A 24824-nucleotide genomic window follows, 5' to 3' on the forward strand; every position below is an offset into this window, starting at 1 on the left:
GGATATTCGACTTCGACCGGACAATGCAGGGGAATGATGATGTCGAAATTTCGCACCGCAGCCTTGTCGCTCACCGCCGTGGCGCTCGCCACGACGCACGACGTGGGCTGGGCCCAGCGGATCGAGCTGAAGACTGCAGTCGAGACTGCGGTCCAGACCAATCCCGAAATCAACCAGGCAATCGAGAACAAGACCGCGATCGAATTTGAACGCGAGCAGGCGCAGCGCCTGTTTGCCCCGCGCATCTCGGTCGAGGGATCGGTCGGCATCCGCCGCCTTGAAAATGGCACGCGCCGCGCGCTCGGCATCGCCGATGACGTGCTTTATCCGATGGAAGGCAGCCTCAACGTCGAACAAACCTTGTTCGACGGCGGCGTGCGCCGCAACGAGGTGCGGCGCCAAGCCGCGCGTACCGACGGCGCCGCGTTCCGTGTCGAGGAACGCTCGCAGTTCATTGCGCTCCAAGTTACGCGCCAGTATCTCGACTATCTGTTGCAGCAACGGATTGTCGCGGCATCCGAAGACAATATTGATTTCCACAGCAAGCTGGTGACCGACCTGCGCGAAGGCGTCGCGAAAGGCTCGCTCAGCATCGCCGACCAGCAACAGGCCGAGGAACGCCAGCAGGCCGCCCGCGCGCGGGTGACCGAAGCAAATCTTGACCTTGTCAATACCTCGGCCTCATTCCGCACCCTGACCGGCCTCGACCTTGTTGACGGTGCGGCCTTGCCGCCGTCTCTGGCAGACAGCATTCCAGCCACGCTCGAAGACGCGCTTGCCCGTGCCCGCGAACGCAACCCGCGCGTGCTTGAAGCGCAGGCGGACCTTGATGCCGCGCATTTGCTGCTGCGCAAGGCAAAGGCCGAATTATCGCCGACACTGGCGCTTGAAGGCAATGCGCGGATCGGCGACGACATCGACGGTTTCCGCGGCGAAACCAACGACCTGCGCGCCGGGGTGGTGGTGCGTTGGGATATCTTCAACGGCGGCCTCAAGCGATCGAAGGTGCAGGAAATGCATCGGCGCGAAAAGGAAGCGCGCTATCGGGTGGATCAGATGATCCGCGAAGCCGAAGAGGATGTGCGCGTCGCGTGGAACACCTGGGATGCACAAGGCAAGCTGGTTAAAGAGCTGGAAGAGCAGAGCCGGGTTTCGGACGAATTGCTGCGCTCGTACCGCGCACAGTTCAATGTCGGTCGCCGCTCGTTGCTCGATGTTCTCGACGCGCAGAATACGCGCTACAACGTCCAGGTTCGTGCCGAGACCGCGAAGTTCGCGCAATTCTATTCGGAGTTCAAGCTGCTTGCGGCGCTCAACGACCTGCTTGCGGCGATGGGTGTCCAGCCGCCCGCGGCCGCCGCGGCGACCGCACGCGAACGCTTCAAGGTTCAGCCAACCCCGGAAATGAACCCCGAAGCGATGCGGGATCCCACATGAACTATCCGGCCGACGCCCGTGGGGCGCGACAGTCGCGCCGAACGTCCCCAGCAATGGGTTTCGAAGCGTGGCGCAGTACCCCGGCGCAAGGCGACGAACTGCTTGCGTCGGTGGCGGCGATTGCCGCGCTGTTCGAGCGCCCTTTTTCTGACCTGAGGGCAAAGAAAGGACTGGCGCTCGACGACGACGGTCTGCTTCCGCTCGATCAGATCGATCATGCGCTCGACGCCGTCGGCCTCCGCTGCCACTTGGTACGGCGACCGCTGTCTGCATGGAATTCGCACGACGTCCCGGCCATTCTGTTGCTAGCCGACGACCGCCCGGTGGTCCTGACCGCGATGGAGGGCAATGACTGCTGGATCCGCCTGCCAGGCGACCCAAGCGACCTTCAGATCGAATGCAGGCTGCTCAAGGCCGACTATTCGGGACGAGGGGTCATTGTGCGCCACAATCCCGCCAGCGAAGCCGTGCGCGAACGCCCGTGGGACGAGGTTACGAGACAGCACTGGTTCTGGAGCGAGGTGTGGAAAGAGCGGAGCCAATTTGGCTATGTGATGTTCGCGTCGCTGCTGATCAATCTGCTCGCTTTCGCGATGCCATTGTTCACAATGAACGTGTACGATCGCATTATTCCCAACAAGGCGGCGGCCAGCCTGTGGACGCTGGCACTCGGCGCGTTGTTTGCCATCGCGGTCGAATATGGGCTGCGGCTGGCGCGCACCGGACTGATCGACGAGGTCGGGCGCGGGATCGATGCGCGGCTGTCGCAGCGCCTGCTCGACAAGGTTCTCAACCTGCCGATGGCGACCCAGCGCGGCAGCACCGGCGCGCTCGCGCGGCGGGTCACCGATTACGAACAGGTCCGCGATTTCTTTGCCTCGACGACCATTGTGCTGGTGACCGACATCCTGTTCCTGGTCGTGTTCGTTGCGCTCATCGCGGTGCTCGGCGGCTGGCTGGCAGTCATTCCGATGGTGGCGATGGTCGTCATGCTCGCGATGGGCTGGGTGTTGCAGCGTCGGATGAGCGCCGCCGTTGCGGACGCACAGGTCGATTCCAGCATGCTGCAGACAACGCTGGTCGAAACGATTGGAAGCCTGGAAACCGTCAAAGCCTGCCGCGCCGAGGGCCGGATGCTCGGCAAATGGCGGCGCTTGTCGGCATCGAACGCCTATACGCAGGAGGAAATGCGCAAGCTGACTGCAACCGCGGTCAACTTGGCGACACTGTGCCAGCAGGCGACCAGCGTCGCCCTGATCATTGGCGGTTTCTATCTGTTCAACGCGGGAATCATTTCGATGGGCGCGATCATCGCGATCGTAATGCTAGCCAGCCGCTCGCTCGCCCCGGTCGGCCAACTCGCCTTCCTTATGACCCGCGGACGGCAGGCGTTTGTTACGCTGAAAAGCCTGCAACAGTTGATGGATCAAGAGGACGAGCGGGACAAGGGCAGCCGATCGATCACCCCCGAAGTACGCGAGGGACGGTTGCAGCTCGACCATGTCAGCTTTCGCTATCCCGACACCGAACGGGAATCGCTGGCCGACATCAACCTGGTCATCGAGCCCGGCGAACGCGTCGGGCTGATCGGCCGCGTCGCCTCGGGTAAATCCACGCTCGGGCGCGTGCTGTGCGGCCTCTATGATCCCACCAGCGGTAGTTACCGCATCGACGGGCTGGAAAGCCGCCAATATGATCCGCACGACCTGCGTTCGACTTTGCGCTTCGTCGGTCAGGATGCCGAGCTGTTCAGCGGCACTGTGCGCGAAAACCTCTTGGTCGGCGCCAGCGAGGCCGACGACGCCAGCATCATCGATGCCGTTCGCCGGTCGGGCGCCGATGAATTTCTGGGCCGAGACACGGCGGGGTTCGATTTTCATATCGGCGAGCGCGGAGCGCGCCTATCAGGCGGGCAACGCAGCTTTCTCGTCCTTGCGCGCGCGCTGATGGGCCCGGCAAATTTGATGTTCCTCGACGAGCCGACCGGCGCGATGGACAGCCAGACCGAAAAGCATTTCGTCGACCGGCTGAAGGCGGCTATACCTGCCGACCAGACCATGATCATCGCGACCCACCGGATGACCGTGCTGGGTCTGGTCGACCGTCTCATCGTCATGGATCACGGCCGCATCGTCGCGGATGGACCGCGCGACGTAATCCTGGCGCAGCGAGCGGTATCATGACAGCTGCAACTGCCCGGCGATATGGGACCGTTGCCCGCGACGACAGCCGGCGCACCATATTGTGGCTCGTGGTCATGGCGGTGGTGGTGACCCTGCTGACCTCGCGGACGATGTGGAACCAGCTTTTCGACTTCGCAGGCAGCGATACGCCCGAGGCCGAGTACGACAGCGCCGACACCCCCGTGATCACCGACCGGGAAATTGCGCGGCTCATCAAGCTGACCGAAGAACCCGCGACGACACCGATTCTGGCACCCGATACGGCGATGACGCGCAATCAGGCAATCCCCTTTTACACCGGGCCGGTTGCATCGGCGCGACCCTTTCATCCGATAACAGTCGATCGACAGGCGGCGTTGACCGCGCTGCGCTGTCTGACCCAGGCCGTCTATTTCGAGGCGGCGTATGAGCCTATCGCGGGACGACGCGCGGTCGCGCAGGTCGTGATCAATCGTGCTCGGCACCCCGCTTTCCCCAAATCGATCTGCGGTGTGGTCTATCAGGGGGTAAACCGCCCCGTGTGCCAGTTCAGCTTCACCTGCGACGGCTCGCTGAGCCGGCGGCCCGATCCAGCCAAGTGGCGAGAGGCTGAAGATGTGGCACGCGCCGCGCTGGCGGGCTATGTCGAGCGTTCGGTCGGTCACGCGACCCATTATCATGCCAATTACGTGTCGCCCTATTGGGCACCGAAGCTGGTCAAGATCGCGCAGCTGGGCGCGCATATCTTTTATCGATGGCCCGGAAAATGGGGTGCCCCCGGGGCGTTTTCGGGCCGCTACAGCGGCGTCGAAGTCATCCCGACGATATTGGCGCGCAGCGCGGTCAAACGACCGCCCGAAGCCGGCGAAGGCGGCGGGAAGATCGAGGGATCAACGGCCAGCGCGCGCGAAGCCATGCAGGACCGCCGCGCAGACAACGACGCCGGCGGCCGGCTCGACCCCGCGCTGGGCTGGCAACTAGCGATTCCCGAAGCCGAGCAGACCAGCCGCGCTTCGCGGATGATGGCGCGGCAACAGGCCGGCGAATTCGATGTCGCCATTAAGGAGAGCGGACCATGATCAGATCACGGCCCTATGTGGGCACGCGCCGGGTCATTCTGGCGTCAGGCGTCGGCATGTTCGTCTTCGTCAGCTGGGCCAGCTTTGCGCAGGTCGATGAAGTCACTCGCGGCCAAGGCCGTGTCATACCGTCGAGCAAGGCGCAGATCGTCCAGTCAGCCGAGCCGGCGACGATATTGGACATCGTGGTGCGGTCGGGGCAGCCGGTTCGCAAAGGCCAGTTGCTGGTGCGGCTCGACGATACTGAATCTTCATCACAGCGGGGCCAGATCGAGGCTGAAAATCGCTCGCTCGCCGCGCGCGCTGCACGGCTGGACCGGGAGGGCAATGGTGGCGCGGCAGCCGATTGCGACCCGGACCGCCGCGGCATCCGCCCTGCCGAGTGCAGTCAGGAAGCCGATCTGCAATCGGTGCGCGCCGCGACCCAGCGTAGCCGCCGGATGGCATTGTCCGCAGCGGTCGAGCAGCGTCGCCGGGACTATGGCGAGGCGCAGGCGACGATTGCCTCGCTGAGGTCGAGCCTGTCGCTGGCACAAGACCAGGTCGATCTGCTCGCGCCCCTCGCAGCCAAATCGATCGTGCCGCAAACCGAATTGCTCAACGCCCAGCGCGAGGTGACCGAGGTACGCGGCAAGCTTGCTGCCGCAGAGCAAGCGGCTTCGCGCGCCGCCGCCGCGATCAGTGAGGCACAGGCACAGGTTGCCGCGGCTGGGCTGGAGTTTCGTCAGGAGGCGCTCGACGAACGCAGCCAGATCGTCGCCAAGTTGGCAGTCAATTCGGAGTCGCTTCGCGGCGCCGCGGGGCGCCAGCAACGCAGCGAAATCCGCTCACCCGCCAATGGCATCGTCAACGACGTCCAGGTAACAACGGTAGGCGGGTTCGTGCAAGCCGGGCAAAAAATCATGCAGGTCGTGCCGGTCGGCGATAAACTTCTCGTCGAGGCACGCGTCGCGCCGCGCGACATCGCCTTCATCAAGGTCAACGACCGCGCCAACGTCAAGGTCACCGCCTATGATTTTGCGATCTATGGTGGTCTGTCGGGACGCGTCGTCCAGATTTCGCCCGACAGCTTGTATGACGAGACAATGAAGGAAGCCTATTTCACAGTCGTCGTCGAAACCGACGTTGCCTATCTGAAAAGTGGCCGTCGCAAGTTACCGATCACGCCAGGGATGGTTTGCGATGTCGAGGTGCTGACGGGCAAGAAGAGTGTGCTCAGCTATTTGTTCAAGCCGTTCCTGCGTGCGCGCTCGGAGGCGTTTACCGAACGCTGACGAATGCCCGAGACAATTGCGAATGGCGGAGACAGTTGCGGCAAGGGAGCTGCGATAGCTGGCGCAATCCCCCTTTTTGATATCGCCGCCGAGCTCGATCGCCTCAGGCGGCGCGTCCGGGCAGCGGCGGTGGCCTAAACGGCGCGCGAACGGGTCTTACCTCGCGGAGGTTTAACTGAACCGGCTCCCCCAGGCCATTCTTGACCCCCCAGGTTGCCGCTTGAGTACGATTCTCCACCCCCAGCTTGCGCAGGATCGCCTTGACATGAACCTTGACCGTGGCCTCGCAAATGCCGAGCTGCCGAGCGATGACCTTGTTCGCCATCCCGGCCATGATGCTTTCGAGGATCTCGATCTCGCGGCCGGACAGCCCCACCGAGGCAGCGCTCCTTTTCCAGTCTCCGCCGAGCGCTGCCGGAACCCAGCTGGTCAAATTGTTGACCAGCTGTGATGGGAAAACCTTCTCGCCCAGCGCCGCCAGCTTGATTGATTCGACCAGCGGCGCGCACAGGATTTCCTTGATGATGACGGCATCGACACCAATCTGAAACGCCTCGACTACGTCCTCAAAGACATAATGGTCGAACAGTAACGCCAGGCGCGCATGGTCTTTTTTCGTGGCCAGCCGCCGACAGGCGTCGAGGCCAAAGCCGGTATCGCCGCCATCGACGACGATCACGTGAATATCGACATCATCCGCTACTCGCCCCAACGGGTCGAACAGCGCCGAAGCATCGGACACCGATGCCTGAATCTGAAAGCTTTCGCCGGAAAGGATGTTGCGTAACCCCTCCCTCGCGATCTCATATCTCGCCAATAAAGAAATCTTGATCAACTGCGACATTTCCGCCTCCGCTGAATTACCAGTCAAGGCGACCCCACCGGTCTGGGCCTCGGTCTAAACTCCAGATCCGCTTCGATATTCGTCGCGGTGGATTCCCCGCGTTAAAAAGTTAACTTTTCCATTCTGTTGCCCAAAGATTAACCGAAAGGTTATACAACTAAATGACAGAATCTACGACAATTTTGACAACTACCCACAAAGAGTGATGGTTGATTTCGCGGCACGGTTGCTCGCGACTGAACCAGATGGCCCGAAGCGACAGTAAGTGCAGGAAACGCAAAGGTTTAGGGTTCACTCGCAATGCGGCCATGTCACTAGCCTTTCGAGTGATCGGGATGGCATCACACGGCCGGGTCGCGACTACAAACCCTAACGATTCTGGTTAATGCAAAGCCCTCGGACGATCAATGTTTGGATTCTAACCCGTCATAGGCGCGAATCGGCTTTGTTGCGGACTGATTGGGGCGTTTATCTTTTGGCACCCGGCGATCAAGGCGCGAACATTCTTGGGCCAAGACCATTAATTCCCGATCGAAGCGTCGAAATTGCGAAGATATCGGGGTTGGGAAGGTGCCGCGGGTTGCATCGCAACCCGCAAGGCCGCGAGGGAGAAGGCCTTCGCCGACGCCTTTGGCGCCGCTGCGGCGGTCCTCACTACGCCCCCCCCGTGTCCCGGTAGCCATGGACCCAGCGCCGATCGCCGCTGAACGACATCATGGGGCGCATAGCGATAGCCTGTCGCCCATCCAAGATGCGGTCAGTCATGTTATCGAGCACCACCCAGCCCGCCGCCGATCGCACGAGTAATAATGCATGGTCGGAGCTGACCGCCATGTCGCGCAGCAGGACAAGCTTCATCCGGTCATCGTCGATACCGGCTGCCCGTAACATCTGCATTTTCAAGATCGCGAAATCTTCGCAATCGCCTCTGCCCCGCGCCACCGTCTCTTCAGCGGTCGCCCAAAAGTCGCGTTGCCGATAGTTGCTCTCGTCGTCGGCATAGGCGATCTGGCGATTCACCCATTGATTGACACGCTCGAGCGTCGCCTCCTCGCTCAAATCTTGTGTTACCGCAGCGCGATCGAGTTGCGCCCGCATCACGCGCACGGAAGGCGCCCGGCGAACACGCAACCAGCGATCGTCAAAACGCGTTGTTTCAACAGGGATTGCGATGGTCCCAAGCTCGCTGCTGTCGTCCGCCGGCCCCCTTTCCATCGCTGCTAGCGGCGTTGTGCACTCGACGCGAATAGATACAGCAACCGCTCGATCCGCCCCGAACACAGAGTCGGCGCCCCGCGTGAGCGCGCGAACGGCGATCGAATTGCCGGGGGCAGGAACAGCGCCGAGCGTCGCCGCGGGTCGCTCCTGACTCATCCGAACGCGGCTGAGCGCGCTGGGAGCGCCGGCCTCCGACGCACGCTCGCCACCGAAATCCGGACCCGCCGGTGCCAGCAGGGCGCTCCTGCGGCAAGTGTCGGCGATCGCAAAAGCTTTGGCATTGCCAATCTTTGTCGCGGACGATTCAATTGCGGCATGCGCCGTGGCCGGCGCCATCGCCGCACCTGCGGTCAACGCCAGTGCGGTTACGCTGGCGATGGTGGAAGAGCGAGACCATCCGAACATGCCGACAGCAATGCCGCAACACCGTGAGAATTCGCTTCATCATCATGGTTAACGTGGCACTTCTTTCCTAACCGGTTCCAGCGATGCACGGCTGGGAAACCGCCGGAATTAACTTGGCGCACTCCTCAACGCATTCCCGTCCCCAACATGGAAATCCGCAAAATGTTTGTCGAGGGACCAAAGGGGCCCCGTCATTGCCGTCATCCCCTCCATCTCAAAAGATGAGAAAAATTTAAGCCGCCATCATCCTATGGGTCTTGTACCACCGTGCGGCCGTGCGGATGGAGAACCTGGCCTGGCATGCAGCTGCTGTCATCGCAGGCGAGAAAGAGGAAGCTTGGCGCCACTGCATTCGGCTCGCCGGGCCGCTTCATCGGTCTGGACTCGCCAAAGCTCGCCATCTTGTCGGCTGGCGGACCGCCGCGCGGGTTGAGCGGAGTCCAGATCTGGACGGGGGCGATCGCATTTATCCTAATGCCGTTTCGGACAGATTTTCGTTCCGACGCTGCAGCACGGCTTGGTCGGCCGAGTGACCCTGCTGGTGGTCGACGGCGACTATCGCCGCCGGTGGATTGGAACGGCGCTTCTTGCCGCGGGCGAGACGGCGCTCGCCAAGGCCGGATGCGCCCTGATCGAGGTCATGAGCGACATTATGATCGACAACGCCACCAACTTCTTTCGCGCGTTGAAGTTCGAGCAGAAGAGTTTCCGGCTCGTGCGCGCGGCAGGATCGCCGCAAAAGCCCCGGCGCGGCTGAGCGCGCGCCAGCCGCCAAGTCTCAAAGCTTTCTGGGACCTTCAATCGCTCAATTCTTGCCTTACGACATCACGACACGGCATCACCGCGGGAACGAAGCGCCGAGCGCCACGTCCTTTTTCCATGCGGCCTACCGGGTCTTCGCAGGATCGACCAATGGATGAGATATGTTCGAGCGCCTGAGAATCCTTGCCAGCACGCGATGCCGAAGCGGCGCCTTACCGAATTGGCCGGCCGCGTCGCCGCCTCGTCCGGCCGCCACACTCCCAGGCTTATCCGGTGGTTCGTTGCGAGATATGGCGTCGACATGAGCGAGGCCGAAAATCCGGATCTTCGCAGCTATGCAAGCTTCAACGACTTCTTCACGCGCCCGCTGAAGGCCGGCGCCCGGCCGCTCGCCGACGCCGATTTCATCTGCCCGGTCGATGGCGCCATCAGCCAGTTCGGGTCGATCGACGATCATCACATCGTCCAGGCCAAGGGCCACCGCTTCACTACCGCTGACCTGCTGGGCGGCGACAGCGCGCTCGCCGCGACCTTTCGCGACGGCAGTTTCGCAAACCTCTATCTCTCGCCGAAGGATTATCACCGACTGCACATGCCCTGCGATGGCGAGCTTACACGCATGGTCTACGTCCCCGGGGCGTTATTCTCGGTCAACCCGACCACGGCGCGCGGGGTGCCCGGTCTCTTCGCGCGCAACGAGCGCGTCATATGCCTGTTCAAGTCCCCCTCCCACGGGCGCTTCGCGATGATCCTCGTGGGAGCGACCATCGTCGGCAGCATCGCGACGGTTTGGCACGGCGCGGTAAATGCGAAGCGATCCGGCGAGATATCCGAATGGCCCTACGCCAGCTCTGAAGTCGTCCTGCGCAGAGGCGAAGAGATGGGACGCTTCCTCCTCGGTTCCACGATCGTGATGCTGTTCGAGAAGGACGCCATCGCTTTCAACCCCGAGTGGTATCCCGAGCGACCGGTGCGGCTCGGCGAACCCATGGGCAGCGCTTCTTCGGGCAACCGTAGCCTATAGCCGGCTCTTTGTCGCAAACGGCCTGCATGTGAGCAAACGGCGGCGTGCCTCTTCGATGCCGGACGAGACCGGACGAGACCCGAAGATCGCCGACGATCCGTTCTCGGCACCGAAGCGTTTCGAACCCGCGGACACGACAGGTCGGAACCTCGCCGCCGTCCCGATTATTTCGCCTCGGGGGCCCGAGGAGATGTCATGCCCGATCCGCTCACTGCCACCGCCATCAATTGCACCTTGTCGGCGAAAGGCCGCAAAAGCTCGACCGACGCCATGATCGCGGTGCTCGCCGAGCATTTCGCGAAGCAGGATGTCGTCGTGGGAAAGCCGATCCGTATCGCGGCGCATGACGTCAAATGGGGTGTCTCCTCCGACGAAGGGGACGGCGATGCGTGGCCGCAAATTCGTGAGCAGATCCTCTCGGCCGATATTCTCATCTTCGGGACGCCGATCTGGATGGGCCAGCCTTCCAGTGTTGCGAAGCTCGTCCTCGAACGTATGGACGCGTTCTTCGACGAGACGGACGAGGCGGGCCGCATGCCAAGCTATTCCAAGGTAGCGGTTGCCGCGGTCGTCGGAAATGAAGACGGCGCGCACCATGTGTGCGCAGAGCTTTTCCAGTCGCTCAACGACACCGGCTGGACAATCCCCGCGGTAGCCGGCTGCTATTGGGTCGGCGAGGCGATGGGTTCCACCGACTTCAAGGACCTCGAACATCGCCCACGGATGATCACCAAGACAGCGAGCATGGTCGCGAGCAACGCCGCCCATCTCGCCCGGCTGCTGAGGCGCTCGCCCTATCCCGGCTGAACGATCAGGAAAACACCTATGGGCCGACGCGTGCGCTGCGCCTGATGCAATCGACCGATCGCACGGCCAGCTCGGCCGCCCGGACCCGCAACAGCTCCAATCCCGCGTTAGTCGACCCAAAGCCCTCGCGCCCGGTGCCATTCCTCCAATGCCTCGTCCGGATAGTCTTCGAAGCGCTGGTCTTGCGGGCGGATCAGGGGCTCGACCCACGGGGCTTTCGACCCCAGCATCATGTGTACGCTCGACGGAGCCTTAGGGAGGTCGCTGTCGATCGCCGAGGCGAAGGGATGAAAAAGGTCCGGGTACTCGGGGCTGAACACCCATAGCGCGCTGGCGCAGAGGGCGCAGAAATGGCGTTCGGCCGAACTCAGCTCGCAGCCGCCGCGCCCGTCGCCGAGGCCGGCATGAAAAACCGCCGTCTCGCCATCGACGGTCAGCGTATTCCTGTCGGCGTGGAGATTGATCGCATATCCCCCGCCGCCGGCGGTTTTCCTGCAGATCGAGCAATAGCAGCGCATGAACGGGACCGGCGCATGGCTGGCGGTGGAAAAACGAACCGCTCCGCAGCGGCACGAGCCTTCGATCTTCAGGGGCATATCGATATCCTCTCGCCTCGAGAACTTGCGAAACGGGACGGGGTTGCGTTCGATCTGCGCCAACACCAGCGACCGGCGGGTTCAAGTCTATCGCGGTCCGGGTCGCGCGCGAGGGAAGCAGCGGCCCAATGTCGTTGCCCTCAGGCAAATTGCCATGGGCGGCGCAACTGGGCCTCGTTCCGTTCGTTTACATCGAATGACCAGACTGACGCCAATTGCAGTCGAGAAGCCTTGGGGCCGAACAAGCCTGCCGGCACCATTCGACAGGATGCGAGGCCGCCGTATCGGGGAGATATGGTTTCCGGGTCCCGAGGGGCAGCGGCTGCCGCTGCTAATCAAATATCTGTTCACGTCGGAGAAGCTCTCGGTTCAGGTGCATCCCTCGGATGCACAGGCCATCGCCCTCGGCCTCCCTGCCGGCAAGGAGGAATGTTGGTACATCCTCGACGCGAAACCCGGGGCGCGGCTCGGCATCGGCGTTCGGACGCGGCTATCGAAGGCGCGCTTGCGCGAGGCCGCGCTTTCGGGTGAGATCGAGACGCTGATGCAATGGCACCTCGCGGAGCCCGGGATGTTGTTCCATATTCCGCCGGGTACTATCCATGCCATCGGGGCGGATATCTCACTCATCGAGATCCAGCAGAACATCGACGTTACCTATCGCCTCTACGACTACGGCCGCCCGCGCGAGCTCCATCTCGCCGAAGGCGTCGATGTCGCCGACCCTTCACCCTACCCGCCGTCGCGTCAAACCTCTGTAGATCCGTCGCGCAGCGCTATCCTGCTCCACGCCGAGCACTTCACGCTCGCCCACATTACCGGTGACGACATGTCCTTCATACCACGTCATGCTTGTCTATACATCGCTCCGATCGAGGGTCGCATTCGCATTGGCGGAAAGGCAATCAGTGCGGGCGAATGCGCGCTGGCTGCTTCAAACGCAGAAATTGACTTGCGCGATTGCGCGCGCGCACTCGTAGCGTGGTCATGACACCCAAAGCCGGTGGTCGTTCGCTTCCGCCGGTCAACTTTCAGCCCAGGAAGCTGTCCTGCTAATTGCCAGTGCGCCAAGCAGGCCAGAGTCGTTTCTGAGCATGGGGGGAACAATGACCTTTTGCGCATCGCCAGCGAAATAGCCGTTTGATCCGGCGGACGCCTCGTCGCGAATACGCTCGATCAATCCTGGGGTCTCCATCACGCCTCCCCCAAATATGATGCGTGCAGGCTCAAGGATCGCTTGAAAAGTTGTCACCGCTTGCGCGAGGTACCAGGCGATCATCTCGTGACCGACATGATCGGACGGCAAGTGGGACAGAGAGCTCCCCCAACGCGCCTTGATCGATGGACCCGCAGCCAGTCCCTCAAGACAGTCGCCGTGAAATGGGCAGTGTCCGGTAAAATCCCTGTCGGCCGGGTGGCGCGGCATGCGAATGTGCCCCATTTCGGGGTGGCTGACGCCGCGGATTAATTGCCCGCCGACTATCGCTCCGCCGCCGATACCGGTTCCGACCGTAAGGTAGAGCGAGGATTGTGTCCCTGCGCCGGCGCCCCACATCCATTCGCTGAGCGCGGCGCCGTTGACGTCCGTATCGATCGCGACGGGACAGCCAAGCGCGCGGCCGAACGGTCCTGCCATATCGGTATTGCTCCAGCCGGACTTGGTGGTCCCGGTGATATGTCCCCATTTCGGCGATGCGGGATCGAGATCAAGCGGGCCGAAGCTCGCAATCCCCGCCGCGCGATAATTGCCGCTCTGCTGCCGAAGCCACTCAATCGCCGCCGGGATCACTTCCTGCGGACAGGTGGTTTCGATGCGCGTCCGCGCCAAGATCCGACGTGAGCCATCCGCGACCCCGACGACAAATTTGGTACCTCCCGCCTCGATGAGTGCGAATTTGCCGTCCATGACCTCGGTAATCCCTGTCCCATTCTCTCGTGACCGAAACCGCGACATCGGCCCCGCCCCTCGCCAGCGCCCCGGCCGCTATCGCGGCGGCCCCTTCGGGGTAAACTACGCAGTAGCGCACGTCGCCGGCGCGCAGCACGTCCAGCATATCGCATTTTGCGTCGATCGGATAAGGCGTAAAGCAGCGTTCGAAGCGCGGACTCGGCGCGACCTCCGCGGCGCCAAGCGCCGCCAGCTGTCCGACGGTGCAGCGTTCGGCCCTGACGGAGCGTTGCGAGCGACATCTGTTCCGACAGCACCGTGACCTGGGCTTCGGAAAACGCGTCGTCGGGCCCGGAGGCAAGGATATCGTTGATGAGCTGTTTCGCGCCGTCATGCTCGACATAGGCCTCCTTCAAGAGATCGTCGTCGATCTTGCCCTTGAGCGCCGATAAAAGACCTCCTCCTCGATCTGGGCGTGGATCATGAGCTCGGTGCAGATTGTGTCGGCGATTTTTGCTTTGCGGTCGGTCCCTTGCGCCTTCTCGAATTCCTCGAACAACGCTTCGACCGCGAGATGATCTGCTGCGAGGATATGGGTGGCGTGGTCGCCCCCTGCACCACGGAGCCAAGTCCCAGGCGTCGCCGCGCAAAAATGTGAAACACTGCCAACACCTCGGGGCGCATCCCGGTTTTGTGGCCGACGCGAAACTCTGCCTGCCCCGGGGCATTGGGATAAAGGGGGAATTGAGAGGTTTATCATGATCTTTGACACATGGGACGAGGTGTTGCGCGTCTTATTCCTGGGCGCCTCGGCTTATATCGCGCTGATTGCGATATTGCGGTTCAGCGGCAAGCGCACCTTGGCGAAGATGAGCGCGTTCGATCTTGTGGTGACCGTTGCGCTCGGTTCGACCCTCGCCACCATATTGCTAAGCCGCGACGTTGCTCTGGTGGAAGGCGTAACCGCCTTGATGACGCTGGTCGTACTGCAATATGCGATAGCGGCTCTTGCGGTCCGCTGGCGCTTTGCCGAGCGATTGGCAAAATCGGATCCTCGGACGCTGCTCAAGGACGGCGTGATCGACACCGAAGCCTTAAAGCGCGAACGGGTCACCCGGGATGAAGTCCTTTGCGCTATACGAAGCCAAGGTTTTGGTGACATCGCGGACATTGCGTCCGTGGTACTCGAGACGGATGGTAGCTTCAGCGTCGTGTCCCGCGTGCGCGCTGGCACGCGATCCGCGCTACCAACGGCCGGAAGCCGTTCGACATGAGCGCGCAAGAGCGAACCGACCTTGCCCAAAATCGCACCGAGCTGGCGGAAGACCGCACGGTGTTGGCGCATGAGCGAAGCTTCGCGGGATGGGTACGCACCGGGATGGCAGCGGTGGGACTTGGACTCGGCTTCAACGCGCTCTTCAGGACGATGGAGCCCAGCTGGATGCCGAAGGCGATCGCCACGAGCTTTCTACTGACAGCCATTTATGTTTTCGTTTCGGCCGAGCGGCGCGCGCGCACGATCATTGCCAAGCTGGAGCCGCATAATGTGACTGTCTTGAGGCCCATGCGCATCCGGCTACTCGCTTGGGCCTTGGCAGCGGCCAGCGCAGCTCTCGTCGCTGCGCTCTGGCTTGCCGCTCTAAAATAAAGCTCGTCGTCCCTTAGCGGATGCTCGAAATGCCCGCTCGCCAGGCCACATCTATACACTTCGCGGTTTGGCCACCGGTCGCAACCACTCTCGCGCAGACCGGCGTATTGCGACGTCGCGCTTTCTTCTACGAAGATCGTCGATCAAGCTTGTCGGCGGCGCACGATATAGTCGACGACGGGACCCGCGGTGAAGCCGTGGACGACGGTCGATAGCAGGATCGTGAGCGCGATTGTCGCCCAGATTTGCCCCTCGTTCACCAGCTCCAAGTGGCTGGCCGCAAAGGCAAGATAGTAGATCGAGCCGATGCCCCGCACTCCATAGAAAGCGATCACCAGCCGATCTGTCCATGGGAGTCCGGTTCGCAGCAGGCTAATCCAGCCGGCCCCGGGGCGCACGATGAACAGCAGCGCAACCGCAATGGCCGCATGCGCCCAGTCGAGTTCGCCGAACAAGCGCGGAAAGGTAGCGCCGATGAGAATGAGGAGCATCGCGGTCAGCGCAAGTTCGATGGCTTCGTTGAAGCCGTGAAGCTCGGCGTGGAATGCGTGTTCCACTTCGACCCGGCGAAGAACGACGCCCGCGACGAAACAGGCGATGAAGCCATAGCCTTCAGCAAGCTCGGTAGCGCCGTAGCAGAGGAGCACTGCAGCGATGGCCAAAACGCCGGACGCTGTGTCGGCGAGAACATTGTCGCGCGGGATAACGAACAGCACGCGCGCCAGACCCCACCCGACCAAGGCACCGGCCGCAACGCCGACGCCGATCCGATACACAACGTCGAGCAGGAGCCATTCGCCGAGCATGGCGGCCGAGAGGCCCGACGTGCCGGCGAGCAACGCAAGATAGACGAACGGGAAGGCAAGCCCGTCGTTCAGGCCCGCTTCAGTCGTGAGAGCAAAGCGCACCGGATGCTCTCCGCCCTCGGTCGGCGGCCCGACCTGAACCTCGCCCGCGAGCACAGGGTCGGTCGGCGCGAGCACCGCGCCTAGGACAAGCGCTCCCGCGAGGGTCATTCCGGCAAAGGCGAATCCCATAACGGTCACCGCGCCAATTGTTAGCGGCATCGCGATCACCAGAAGCCAGATCGTCGGCAGCCACCGCCGATAGTCGGTCACATTGTCGATTCGGATGCCGGTACCGAACAGGGCAACGACGACCGCCATCTCGCTGACCAACTCCCAAAACAGCGGCGCTTCGCGCGGATCGAGGGTCCGCGATAAATCGGGGAGTATCCAGTGGATCGCGATGCCGAACAGAATCATCAGCGCCGACGCCGCCGGCTCGCGCCCGGAGAAGAAGCGGGGAAGCCAGAATGCGGCGATAATACCCGCACCGACAAGCGCCATCGCGAGATGATAGCCGTTAGCACCAAAAAAAGGTTGCTCGTTCATTTATCCCGCGCTGGCATTGAAAGAGAACTGGAAACGATGTGCCGACCAAGACTGTTCCCTAAGATGCGGGCAATTTTTGGTCCTTGCGACCGGTTCGGCCAAACCGTCGAAAGCGTCCAGGGGGCCGTGCATGCGAGGGAAAGAATGATGTCGATCGGGGCAAGGGCCGACGACACGCCGGTCGACAGGACAGGATGGCAGCGCAGTTCATCGGTTTGGATGCGACCAGCGGAGCAAGGCACGACGAGGCCCGCGTGTCGATCTTGACGCCGAGGCTTTTCCGATAAGCCTCGCATCAACTGCGCGCGGGGGCTAGGCTGGCTCAGCCCCGCCCGCGGGAAGTGCCTCTCTTGGCGCCCCTCTCTCGACACCCTTGGCTGTCCGCGTCCCTATCGCTCGTTGCCCGTGCGAGCGCGCGGCGCGACGCTCCTTCGCCCTCACCACCTTGGCGGCGCTAGATAAAGCGTGCTTTCAGCCTGCTGCCGACGGCGGATGAAATGATGGCGGCGCGTTCGCACTATCTGGCGCGGCGCCGTGGAGCTTCCAGAGATTGGCTTCGGTCTTGCTCATCCGGACCAGGAGCTTCTCGCCATCCCACAGTTCGACTTCGCTGCTCCCACGTTCGTTGAGCGCAGCCTGAAACGCCTGATAGGGATCGTCGGCCCGGAATTCGATGCGGCGCGGGTCCGCTTCGCCGCCTTCGAGCAGCACGAGTTGGTAGTGGCGCATATCAGTTCCTTCCCGCCGTGAGCGAGCGCGACCCTGCTCCCGGCACAACGCACCGGCAAAGGAACGCGAAAATATGGAGCGCGGCAATCTGCCGAAATCAAGGGATGCGGACCATAGTGGCTCCGACGTCGAGCCTCACTAGCAGATTTGGGCGGTGCTAACGAGAAATTCGTGTTGATCGAGATCAACCGGCGCAGCTTTCAGCGCTGATCTGCCATGGCATGGCCTTCGCCTTCCCGCAGCCAGTTGTGAAGCCGCGTGGCCGCAGCAGCGCCCTGGCCCGTCGCGGTGCTGATCTGGTCGAGCCCAGCGAGCACGTCGCCGGCGCCATAAACGCCGGGCATCAGCGGCTCGGCAAAAGCGTCGGCGGGAAGGCAGCGATTGGCATCGCCGTCGAGCCCCAGCCCTGCGAGCAACTCGCTGCGCGGCTCGGACCCAAGCGCGGGGTAGAGGGTGTCGAAGATCAGCGGCTCGGCCACACCGGCCAGCGCGACCTCGATGCGTCCGCCGCGGTGGGCGAGACGCAGCAACTGGCGCTCCTCGATCCGGACGTCGCTTGCCGCAAGCTCGGCGCGCTGCCCGGAGGTCAGCGCAACGCGCCATTTGGGAATCAGCGTCACATCGTCGCTATATTGCTTGAGGAACATGGCCTCGGCGGCGCCGTGAAGGTCTGAGCCGAGCACCGCGATCCTGCGGCCGCGATGTTCGAACCCGTCGCAGATCGGGCAATAGCGCAGCGCGCCGGTGCGAACGGCTTCGTCATGCTCGCCCTCCGCAAGCATGGCCTCATTAGTGACGACCCCGGTCGCGAGGATCAGCCCACGCACCCTATAGCGGCCGCCGTCCGCCAATACCGCCTCGAAGAGATTGCTCTCCGGAATCCGGGCGAGCCTCTCGACCCGGGCGCGTTCGATGATCGCACCATAACGCTCCCCCTGTTCGGCGAGGCGCGCGACGAGCTCGGCCCCCGATATCCCTTCCGGAAAGCCGGGCACGTTCCAGGCCATCGGCGCGCCGAGCGCACGCGAGCGACCGTCGTGAAGCACGCGCACGCGGCGGCGGTAGCGCGCGAGATAAAGCGCCGCCGTAAGTCCCGCCGGCCCAGCGCCGATGACGAGCGCGTCGCAATCGGGTGCCGGGCGCGCGCCGCCCCCGGGCCTGGTGCCGCCCGCCGGCGTCATCCCTGCTGCGGCCTGATGCCGAAGGAGACGATGCGATCATCCTCAGTGAGCGCCGCCGCCAGCGCGTCGGCGCGCGTCTCGCGGTAGCCTGAGGCGACCGCGGTAAAACCGGGCGCGCCGCAAGCGCGGCGCTGATCGACGGTGATCGCCTTCAGCCCATGGTCGTCGAGAAGGGCTCTGACCTCGTCCGAAGCAATGCTCGTCCCCGCCCGATAGTCGAGGGTAACATGGGCGATCCGGCGCTGCGGCGCGTGGCGCTCGGTAAAACTGACCGCCGCGAGCACAAGGAAAGTCGCGGTGCCACCGAAGATCGCCAGCTCGTGGAAGCCGACCCCGAACAAAATACCGAGCGTTGCGGTCATCCAAAGCGATGCCGCGGTTGTGAGGCCGCGGACGTTGAAGCCCTCGCGAAAGATCACCCCGCCGCAAAGAAACCCGATGCCGGTGAGCACGCCATGCGCCATGCGTACCGGATCGATGCGCACGACATCGGTCGGGGTGTCGGTCAGCCATTCCATCTGGTGGACGGCGGAGAGCATCAGCAGGCAGCAGGACAGCGCAACGAGGATATGGGTACGCAGGCCCGCGGGGCTTGCGCGATATTCGCGCTCGCCGCCGATGATCGCGCCGGCGAGCACCGCGCCCACGATCGGCCAGAGCAGGTCGGGGTCGAGCAGGTCGAGTTCAGACACCGCGCATGAGTCCCGGAACCAGCGGCGGAAGTTCACGGGCGAGATAGCCGAGCGCCCCCATGGTTTCGGAGAGGCGCCGGCCCGCTTCGCCATGCAGCCAAATGCCCCATGCCGAGGCCTGCAGGGGCGAGAGACCCTGCGCGCCGAGCCCGGCGACGAGCCCCGCCAATATGTCGCCCGACCCGCTTGCCGCGAGGCCGAGCCCGCCGCCGGCATAAGCGAGGCGGCGCCCCTCCGCGATGAGATGGCTCACCGCGCCTTTCGCCATAACCGCGGCGCCGAAGCGCTCGGCGGCCGCGTTCAGCGCGGCAAGCGGGTCGGCGGCGACCACCTCCTTGTCGATGCCCAGCATAGCGGCGAGTTCTCCCTCGTGCGGCGTGAGCACCGTATGCGCAGCGCGCGCGCGGATCGCATGGCGATGCTCGGCAGCTGCGCGCAGCGCGAGCGCGTCGAGCAGCACGAACATGTCCTCGGGCAGTGACGACAGCAGGGCTCCCAATAGCGTCCGCACACTCTCGGCATCGCTCATTGCGGGACCGAAGACGATGGCGTCATGAAGTGCCATCTCGGGGAGCAGCAGCTCGGTCGCTCCGGGGGCGATCTCGCCCGCGTCGGTCTCCGGCAGCGCCACCACGGCGCAAGAGGGACAGGCAATGCCGATCGGAACCACCGCCGAGGCTATCGTGCCGATCGTCACCTTGCCCGCACCAGCGCGGAAGGCGGCCTCGGCGGTGAGCAGCATGCCGCCAGGAACGCGGCGCCCGCCGCCGATGACGAGCACCCGGCCTCGGCCATTCTTGTCGACATTGTCTTGATGATCGGGGAGCGGGTTCGCCTTCAGCCAGGCGGTGTCGAGCGGGACCACCTCAGCCACGCGCCGCCACCATCGCATCGGGTTCGCGGGTGATCGGGACGTCATCCGGCGCGGTGACATTGTAACGCGAGAGAACGAGATTGCCGTCGCGGCCCGCATCGGGGTCGAACCGGTATTCGGTGATCGCGCAGTTGGCGACATCGCCCTCGCGGTCGATGGCGAGGATTTCCTCCTCACCGAGATTCTCGATAATGGTACGCAGACAAAGCACGACCACCTGGTGGGCGACGATCATCACCCGTCGCCCGCCATAATGAAGCGAGACCGTGTCGAGCAGGGAGCGCAGCCGCAGGATGACGTCGCACCAGCTCTCGCCGCCCGGCGGGCGGTGATAGAATTTACCCAGCGCCAAGCGGAATTCGGCCTGCTCGGGGTGAACATCCTCGATCCCGAGCCGCGTGAGACCGTCGAGGATACCGAACTCTTTCTCGCGCAGCCGCTCGTCGACGCAAATTTTCTCGTCCCGCGCGCAGCCGCCAACGTTGCGGAAAATCTCAGCGGTCTGCACTGCGCGAACATATGGCGAGGCGAGCATGATTTCGGGGCGGTGATCCCTATCGCCCGCGGCGAACCAGGCACCGAGTGCGCGCGCCTGTTCCTCGCCGAGCGGCGACAGCGGGACGTCGACGTCGCGGTGGTCAAGCGCAATGCGAAGATCCCCCGCCGCGTCGGCGGCATCGCGCGCGACGTTGCCGGCGCTCTGGCCGTGGCGTACCACCCAGAGGAGAGACGGCCAGCGCGGTGTCATCGAATAGTCTCGTTCGTCATCGAGACGCTAACGCCTCTGGCGGCGGACTCGTTGCGTGGCTCCTTCCCCTCGCCGCCCCCGGCGATCGGCCCTCATGCGAAGGAGCCCACACTGCCCGATCGCCGGGTCCGGTCCGGATTGGCCCGGCCCAAGCGTCTCGTTCCGGGCGACGCCAGTCCCGGCCGGGGGCTGCGCGCCGACCGCGGAGCACAGCGCCCTCGGAAAAGGCCGCCGGAACCACGAGCGCCGCCGAGCGATTGTGTGGCTTTGCCCGCTGCGGGCCGGCGGCAGCTTTGAGAGGAGATCATCATGAAGAAACTCGTCGCCTTCGATCTTGACGGCACCCTCGCCGAGAGCAAGCAACCGCTCTCCCACGAGATGGGCGCCGCGCTCGCGCGGCTGCTCGGCGTGGCCGATGTCGCGGTTATCTCGGGCGGCGACTGGCCGCAATTCGACAAGCAGGTCGCGAGCCGACTACCCGCCGAAGCCGATCGCGCAAGGCTCTGGCTGATGCCGACGACGGGAACGAAACTCTATGTTTACCGTGCGGACGGATGGACGCCCCTTTACGCCGAGCTTTTCGGCGAGGAGGAGAAAGCGCGCATCCTCGCGGCCTTCGATGCGTCGCTCGAAGCGACGGGCTTCGTGCCGCAGGACGTCTGGGGCGAGCGGATCGAGGACCGCGGCAGCCAGATCACCTTCTCCGCGCTAGGCCAGCAGGCCCCGATCGAAGCCAAGGAAGTCTGGGATCCGGATTTCGCCAAGCGCCGCGTCATCCAGGCCGATCTGCGTACCCGGCTTCCCGGCCTGTCGATCAACATGGGCGGCGCGACCTCGATCGACATCACGCGCGAGGGGGTCGACAAGGGCTATGGGCTGAAGAAGCTCAGCGCTGCGAGCGGCACTGCGCTCGGAGAAATGATCTTCATCGGTGATGCGATCTTCCCCGGCGGCAACGACTATCCGGCAAAACAGCTCGGACTCGACACGGTGCGCGTGCGCGATCCGCAGGAGACAATCGCGGTGATCGAGGGCATCATCGCCTGCCTCGCGTGACTGCACGCTGGAGGATGCCGCAAACGCCCGGCCTGCCCTGCAACTTTTGGCACGGCCGTCCGCCCGTTCTGCTTCCCCCGCCCGGGCGGCGCGCCGAGCCGCAGCTGAAACGAGGGGCCGATCCTCAAAAGCGTATAATCTCGATCAATCGGCGGCGTCGCCGCGCAACAAGCGCAGTGAGCGCGGGGTTTCCGCAGTGGTCCGATCGGGGCCGAGAGGAAAGGATGCGTCATGGCACAGAATGGCAAGAAAGACGGCACGCAGCAGGGCGGTTCGTCGGGCAAGGGCGTCCAGCAGCAGCAGGACGGCAACAAGAGCCAACCGGGCTCGGGAAAGCAGTCAGGCAGCAAGGATCAGGGCAAGCAAAGCCGCTGAGCGGTGCCCCTCCCGCATGCAAGACCGGGCCGCGCCAGTCGCGGTCCGGTCTTACGCGCCCGCGATTGGGGAAACGCGTAAACATTCGCGGCGCAACCCGGAGAAGATCGAGGAGAGACGAGATGACAATTTGGATGGGAGCCGCTGCGACTGCCGCGCTCTTTGCCGCAAGCGGCGCCCCTTGAAAAACACCAAGCCGGCACGTTCCGTCCCACCGGGCGGGCATCCGCCCGGTCGCCTTTTCGGCATCCCCGCCCATATTTCGCCTAACCCTTCCCAAATGAGGACCAGAATGACCGAACGGATTCCCCCCCGCAGCGGCGCCGCTTTCCAGCTCGCGAAAGGAGCGACGCTGTGCGTGATCGACCCCGAGGGCGGCCAAGTGAGCGATCTCCTTGCATTCAGCGCCGACGATCCGCGCGAGGTCGTTTCCAACGGTCGCACCTTCGATTATGAAGAGACGATCCGCCTCACTGCCGGAAATCGCCTCTGGTCGAATCGCTCGAACGCGCTGCTCGAGATCGTCGAGGACAGCTGCGGCGTTCATGACTTCCTGCTGACCCCGTGCAGCGAGGCTACCTTCCGTCATTTCTACGCCGACAAGCCCGTTCATCGCGGCTGCTTCGGCAATCTCGCCGAGGCGCTCGCACCCTATGGCATCGATGCCGACGCCATACCGGTCGCGTTCAACCTCTTCATGAATGTGCCGGTCGACGGCGAAGGTAAAATCCGCGTTCTTTCGCCGACGACAAGGGCCGGCGACTTCATCCGCCTGCGCGCGCTCACCGACCTTATCATCGGGCTGACGGCCTGCTCAGCGTATGACAGCTGCGGCGGCAGCTTCAAGCCGATCGACTTTCGGATCGAATGAGAAGACAAGGGCCATCGAAACGCGGCATTACCGCACTCGCCGCCCCCTCTTCGCCAAACGGCCTAGCGGCTGCCCCCAACAGGGGCGTCTGCGCCCTTTCCGGGCGGCGGCGTGTCAGTATCGGCCGCCCGTCCGCCCCCGCCCTGCGGGTCACTGTCATAATCCTCGGCATTGCCCTTGCCGCCCGCGCCGGCGCCGCTGCCGCTCACCGGACCGCTGCCCGTATTGCGACGATGGCCGCGGTTGGCGGCGCCTGAGACGTCGCCCGCCTGCCGCTCAGCAGCGGGGTAGCGATCGGGGGTGGTCGTCCCGACATTTTCGCGCCGCTCGACGGGCTCCTGGGGGAGCGAGCCGGCGCCGGCGGACGCGCTGCTTTTGCTTTCCTTCCCAACGGTCATGATTATTTCCTCCTCATGGTCAGGTGCGGGACCGGCGTGTGAGCCCTTTTCCCCGATCCCGGTTTGGCGAGCTTGCGATGATGCATATCGCCGGTGGTCGTCTCGCCGGTGACGGTGGCTAGTTTGTGATCAGGCATGTGCCATCTCCAGCCGGGCCTCGATCGCGCCCTTCTTCCATCCTGGTTTGAGGACGATTTTGGTGTAGAGGTCCTGCTCGTCGTGCCAATGCCGGTACATGTCGGCGGCATCCTCGAGCGGGGCATGGTGCGAGATCAGCGAGACCGTATCGAACTTGCCGTCGCGGATCTTGCTGAGAAGGTCCCCGGTATACCGCTGGACATGCGTCTGCCCGCTCTTGACGGTCAGCCCCTTTTCCATGAGCTGGCCGAGCGGGAATTTGTCGGCGAAACCGCCATAGACCCCGGGGATCGAAAGGCGCCCGCCCTTGCGGCAGGCGAGGATCGCCTGGCGCAACGCGTGGATGCGCTCGGTCGACGAGAGCATCTTCACCTTCACCTGGTCCAGAATATTGTCGGCGGTAAAGCCGTGGCTCTCCATGCCGACGCAATCGATGCATGCGTCGGGCCCGACCCCGCCCGTCATCTCGTCGAGCGCCTCGCGGACATCGACCTGCGTGTAATCCAGGATTTCGGCGCCATATTTGCGCGCGAGCGCAAGCCGCGTGGGGAAATGGTCGATCGCGATTACGCGCCCGGCGCCGAGCAGCAGCGCCGACTGGATCGTGAACAGACCGACCGGACCGCAGCCCCATACAGCAACCGTATCCCCCGGCTCGATGTCGGCATTGACCGCCGCCTGCCAGCCAGTCGGCAAGATATCGGAGAGAAAGAGGACATCATCGTCGGCGAGATCGTCCGGGATGACGACCGGACCCACGTCCGAATAGGGGATGCGCACAAATTCGGCCTGCCCGCCGGCATAGCCGCCGGTCAGATGGGCATAGCCGAAGGCGGAGCCCATCGCATGCCCCATCAGCAGTTCAGAGGCATCGCGCGTCTCGACGGGATTGGCATTGTCGCAGGCGCTATATTGCTGCTTCTCGCAGAAAAAACATTGGCCGCAGCTGATCGTGAAAGGCACGACAACGCGTTGGCCGCGCTTCAGCGTCGAGGAAGCGCCGGTTTCGACGACTTCGCCCATGAATTCGTGCCCGACGATGTCTCCCGCGCGCATGCCGGGGATATAGCCGTCGTAAAGATGGAGGTCCGATCCGCAGATCGCGGTCGATGTGACGCGGATGATCGCGTCCCGCGGATTGACGATTTCGGGGTCGGGCACGGTCTCGACGCTGATCTTGTGGCGTCCTTGCCAGGTGACGGCGCGCATGGCTTTCTCCTTCGA

General features: G+C 63.6%; 26 protein-coding genes and 1 pseudogene. 13 read left to right on the forward strand and 14 right to left on the reverse strand.

What is annotated here, in order from left to right; genetic code table 11:
• Positions 1-33: 33 nt before the first annotated feature.
• The 4 genes from P1IM2_RS07105 to P1IM2_RS07120 are packed head-to-tail and all read left to right on the forward strand — an operon-like array spanning position 34 to position 5952.
• Entirely contained in the window at positions 34-1437 is a 1404-nt protein-coding gene (locus tag P1IM2_RS07105; protein WP_260833941.1) for a TolC family outer membrane protein, read from the forward strand.
• A 53-nt stretch (positions 1438-1490) separates the two neighbouring features.
• On the forward strand, positions 1491-3620 hold the full coding sequence (locus P1IM2_RS07110; RefSeq protein ID WP_186401938.1) for a type I secretion system permease/ATPase: 2130 nt from the start codon (positions 1491-1493) through the stop codon (positions 3618-3620).
• On the forward strand, positions 3617-4678 hold the full coding sequence (locus P1IM2_RS07115) for a cell wall hydrolase (RefSeq protein WP_186401939.1): 1062 nt from the start codon (positions 3617-3619) through the stop codon (positions 4676-4678). The genes P1IM2_RS07110 and P1IM2_RS07115 overlap by 4 nt, the downstream gene beginning before the upstream one ends.
• Entirely contained in the window at positions 4675-5952 is a 1278-nt protein-coding gene (locus P1IM2_RS07120; protein WP_186401940.1) for an HlyD family type I secretion periplasmic adaptor subunit, read from the forward strand. Before P1IM2_RS07115 ends, P1IM2_RS07120 begins: the two co-directional genes overlap by 4 nt.
• Positions 5953-6055: 103 nt before the next feature.
• Here P1IM2_RS07120 and P1IM2_RS07125 read toward each other — a convergent pair whose 3' ends face one another.
• The 3 genes and pseudogenes from P1IM2_RS07125 to P1IM2_RS18885 form a co-directional block, all read right to left on the reverse strand.
• Positions 6056-6796, reverse strand: a complete 741-nt coding sequence (locus tag P1IM2_RS07125) for a response regulator transcription factor (protein ID WP_186401941.1) — start codon at positions 6794-6796, stop codon at positions 6056-6058.
• Positions 6797-7450: 654 nt separating this feature from the next.
• Positions 7451-8419 (reverse strand): transglutaminase-like cysteine peptidase, encoded by a 969-nt coding sequence (locus tag P1IM2_RS07130; protein WP_186401942.1) that lies wholly within the window; start codon positions 8417-8419, stop codon positions 7451-7453.
• A 248-nt stretch (positions 8420-8667) separates the two neighbouring features.
• Positions 8668-8907: pseudogene (locus tag P1IM2_RS18885) on the reverse strand (SDR family oxidoreductase); the annotation flags it as partial.
• 29 nt (positions 8908-8936) lie between these two features.
• Between P1IM2_RS18885 and P1IM2_RS07140 the strand changes: the two are divergent.
• The 3 genes from P1IM2_RS07140 (at position 8937) to P1IM2_RS07150 (ending at position 11012) form a co-directional block, all read left to right on the forward strand.
• Positions 8937-9176, forward strand: coding sequence for a GNAT family N-acetyltransferase (locus tag P1IM2_RS07140; RefSeq protein ID WP_313906807.1), 240 nt, complete (start codon positions 8937-8939; stop codon positions 9174-9176).
• Positions 9177-9482: 306 nt separating this feature from the next.
• Positions 9483-10205: an archaetidylserine decarboxylase gene (gene asd / locus P1IM2_RS07145; RefSeq protein WP_260833942.1), complete on the forward strand. Its 723-nt coding sequence runs from the start codon at positions 9483-9485 to the stop codon at positions 10203-10205.
• A gap of 195 nt (positions 10206-10400) precedes the next feature.
• The gene (locus tag P1IM2_RS07150) at positions 10401-11012 is read left to right on the forward strand and encodes a flavodoxin family protein (protein WP_186401945.1); all 612 of its coding nucleotides are present in this window, start codon (positions 10401-10403) and stop codon (positions 11010-11012) included.
• A 107-nt stretch (positions 11013-11119) separates the two neighbouring features.
• Here P1IM2_RS07150 and P1IM2_RS07155 read toward each other — a convergent pair whose 3' ends face one another.
• Positions 11120-11671, reverse strand: coding sequence for a GFA family protein (locus P1IM2_RS07155; RefSeq protein WP_260833943.1), 552 nt, complete (start codon positions 11669-11671; stop codon positions 11120-11122).
• Positions 11672-11804: 133 nt separating this feature from the next.
• Here P1IM2_RS07155 and P1IM2_RS07160 point away from each other — a divergent pair, with 133 nt between their 5' ends.
• Positions 11805-12599: a class I mannose-6-phosphate isomerase gene (locus tag P1IM2_RS07160; RefSeq protein ID WP_186401946.1), complete on the forward strand. Its 795-nt coding sequence runs from the start codon at positions 11805-11807 to the stop codon at positions 12597-12599.
• Positions 12600-12632: 33 nt separating this feature from the next.
• Here P1IM2_RS07160 and P1IM2_RS07165 read toward each other — a convergent pair whose 3' ends face one another.
• Together P1IM2_RS07165 and P1IM2_RS19045 are read right to left on the reverse strand one after the other, a co-directional pair.
• On the reverse strand, positions 12633-13493 hold the full coding sequence (locus P1IM2_RS07165) for an ROK family protein (RefSeq protein ID WP_409574536.1): 861 nt from the start codon (positions 13491-13493) through the stop codon (positions 12633-12635).
• On the reverse strand, positions 13378-13899 hold the full coding sequence (locus P1IM2_RS19045; RefSeq protein WP_409574529.1) for a CinA family protein: 522 nt from the start codon (positions 13897-13899) through the stop codon (positions 13378-13380). The genes P1IM2_RS07165 and P1IM2_RS19045 overlap by 116 nt, the downstream gene beginning before the upstream one ends.
• A gap of 355 nt (positions 13900-14254) precedes the next feature.
• On the opposite strand from P1IM2_RS19045, the gene P1IM2_RS07170 reads away from it, so the two are divergent.
• Positions 14255-14770 (forward strand): DUF421 domain-containing protein, encoded by a 516-nt coding sequence (locus tag P1IM2_RS07170; protein ID WP_186401948.1) that lies wholly within the window; start codon positions 14255-14257, stop codon positions 14768-14770.
• Entirely contained in the window at positions 14767-15144 is a 378-nt protein-coding gene (locus tag P1IM2_RS07175; RefSeq protein WP_186401949.1) for a DUF202 domain-containing protein, read from the forward strand. The genes P1IM2_RS07170 and P1IM2_RS07175 overlap by 4 nt, the downstream gene beginning before the upstream one ends.
• Positions 15145-15287: 143 nt before the next feature.
• Here P1IM2_RS07175 and P1IM2_RS07180 read toward each other — a convergent pair whose 3' ends face one another.
• The 6 genes from P1IM2_RS07180 to P1IM2_RS07205 form a co-directional block, all read right to left on the reverse strand.
• Positions 15288-16538: a cation:proton antiporter gene (locus P1IM2_RS07180; protein WP_186401950.1), complete on the reverse strand. Its 1251-nt coding sequence runs from the start codon at positions 16536-16538 to the stop codon at positions 15288-15290.
• A gap of 471 nt (positions 16539-17009) precedes the next feature.
• Entirely contained in the window at positions 17010-17267 is a 258-nt protein-coding gene (locus tag P1IM2_RS07185) for a hypothetical protein (RefSeq protein WP_186401951.1), read from the reverse strand.
• Positions 17268-17467: 200 nt separating this feature from the next.
• On the reverse strand, positions 17468-18448 hold the full coding sequence (locus tag P1IM2_RS07190) for an NAD(P)/FAD-dependent oxidoreductase (RefSeq protein ID WP_186401952.1): 981 nt from the start codon (positions 18446-18448) through the stop codon (positions 17468-17470).
• A complete protein-coding gene (locus tag P1IM2_RS07195; protein WP_062902521.1) occupies positions 18445-19140 on the reverse strand; it encodes an MgtC/SapB family protein in 696 nt (231 codons plus the stop codon). The genes P1IM2_RS07190 and P1IM2_RS07195 overlap by 4 nt, the downstream gene beginning before the upstream one ends.
• A complete protein-coding gene (locus tag P1IM2_RS07200; RefSeq protein ID WP_234178920.1) occupies positions 19133-20014 on the reverse strand; it encodes an NAD(P)H-hydrate dehydratase in 882 nt (293 codons plus the stop codon). Before P1IM2_RS07200 ends, P1IM2_RS07195 begins: the two co-directional genes overlap by 8 nt.
• On the reverse strand, positions 20007-20762 hold the full coding sequence (locus P1IM2_RS07205; RefSeq protein WP_186401953.1) for a histidine phosphatase family protein: 756 nt from the start codon (positions 20760-20762) through the stop codon (positions 20007-20009). Before P1IM2_RS07205 ends, P1IM2_RS07200 begins: the two co-directional genes overlap by 8 nt.
• Before the next feature lie 309 nt (positions 20763-21071).
• Here P1IM2_RS07205 and P1IM2_RS07210 point away from each other — a divergent pair, with 309 nt between their 5' ends.
• The 3 genes from P1IM2_RS07210 (at position 21072) to P1IM2_RS07220 (ending at position 23064) form a co-directional block, all read left to right on the forward strand.
• Complete coding sequence (locus tag P1IM2_RS07210) at positions 21072-21818, forward strand: HAD-IIB family hydrolase (RefSeq protein WP_062902524.1); 747 nt, start codon at positions 21072-21074, stop codon at positions 21816-21818.
• Positions 21819-22049: 231 nt separating this feature from the next.
• On the forward strand, positions 22050-22193 hold the full coding sequence (locus tag P1IM2_RS07215; protein WP_186401954.1) for a hypothetical protein: 144 nt from the start codon (positions 22050-22052) through the stop codon (positions 22191-22193).
• Between the two features lie 292 nt (positions 22194-22485).
• Positions 22486-23064, forward strand: a complete 579-nt coding sequence (locus tag P1IM2_RS07220; RefSeq protein ID WP_186401955.1) for a DUF1989 domain-containing protein — start codon at positions 22486-22488, stop codon at positions 23062-23064.
• A gap of 62 nt (positions 23065-23126) precedes the next feature.
• Here P1IM2_RS07220 and P1IM2_RS07225 read toward each other — a convergent pair whose 3' ends face one another.
• Together P1IM2_RS07225 and P1IM2_RS07230 are read right to left on the reverse strand one after the other, a co-directional pair.
• On the reverse strand, positions 23127-23462 hold the full coding sequence (locus P1IM2_RS07225) for a hypothetical protein (RefSeq protein WP_186401956.1): 336 nt from the start codon (positions 23460-23462) through the stop codon (positions 23127-23129).
• Between the two features lie 129 nt (positions 23463-23591).
• Positions 23592-24809, reverse strand: coding sequence for a zinc-dependent alcohol dehydrogenase (locus P1IM2_RS07230; protein ID WP_186401957.1), 1218 nt, complete (start codon positions 24807-24809; stop codon positions 23592-23594).
• Positions 24810-24824 lie beyond the last annotated feature (15 nt).

The sequence above is a fragment of the Sphingopyxis sp. P1IMeth2 genome, from assembly GCF_900185685.1.
Lineage (GTDB): Bacteria > Pseudomonadota > Alphaproteobacteria > Sphingomonadales > Sphingomonadaceae > Sphingopyxis > Sphingopyxis terrae_A.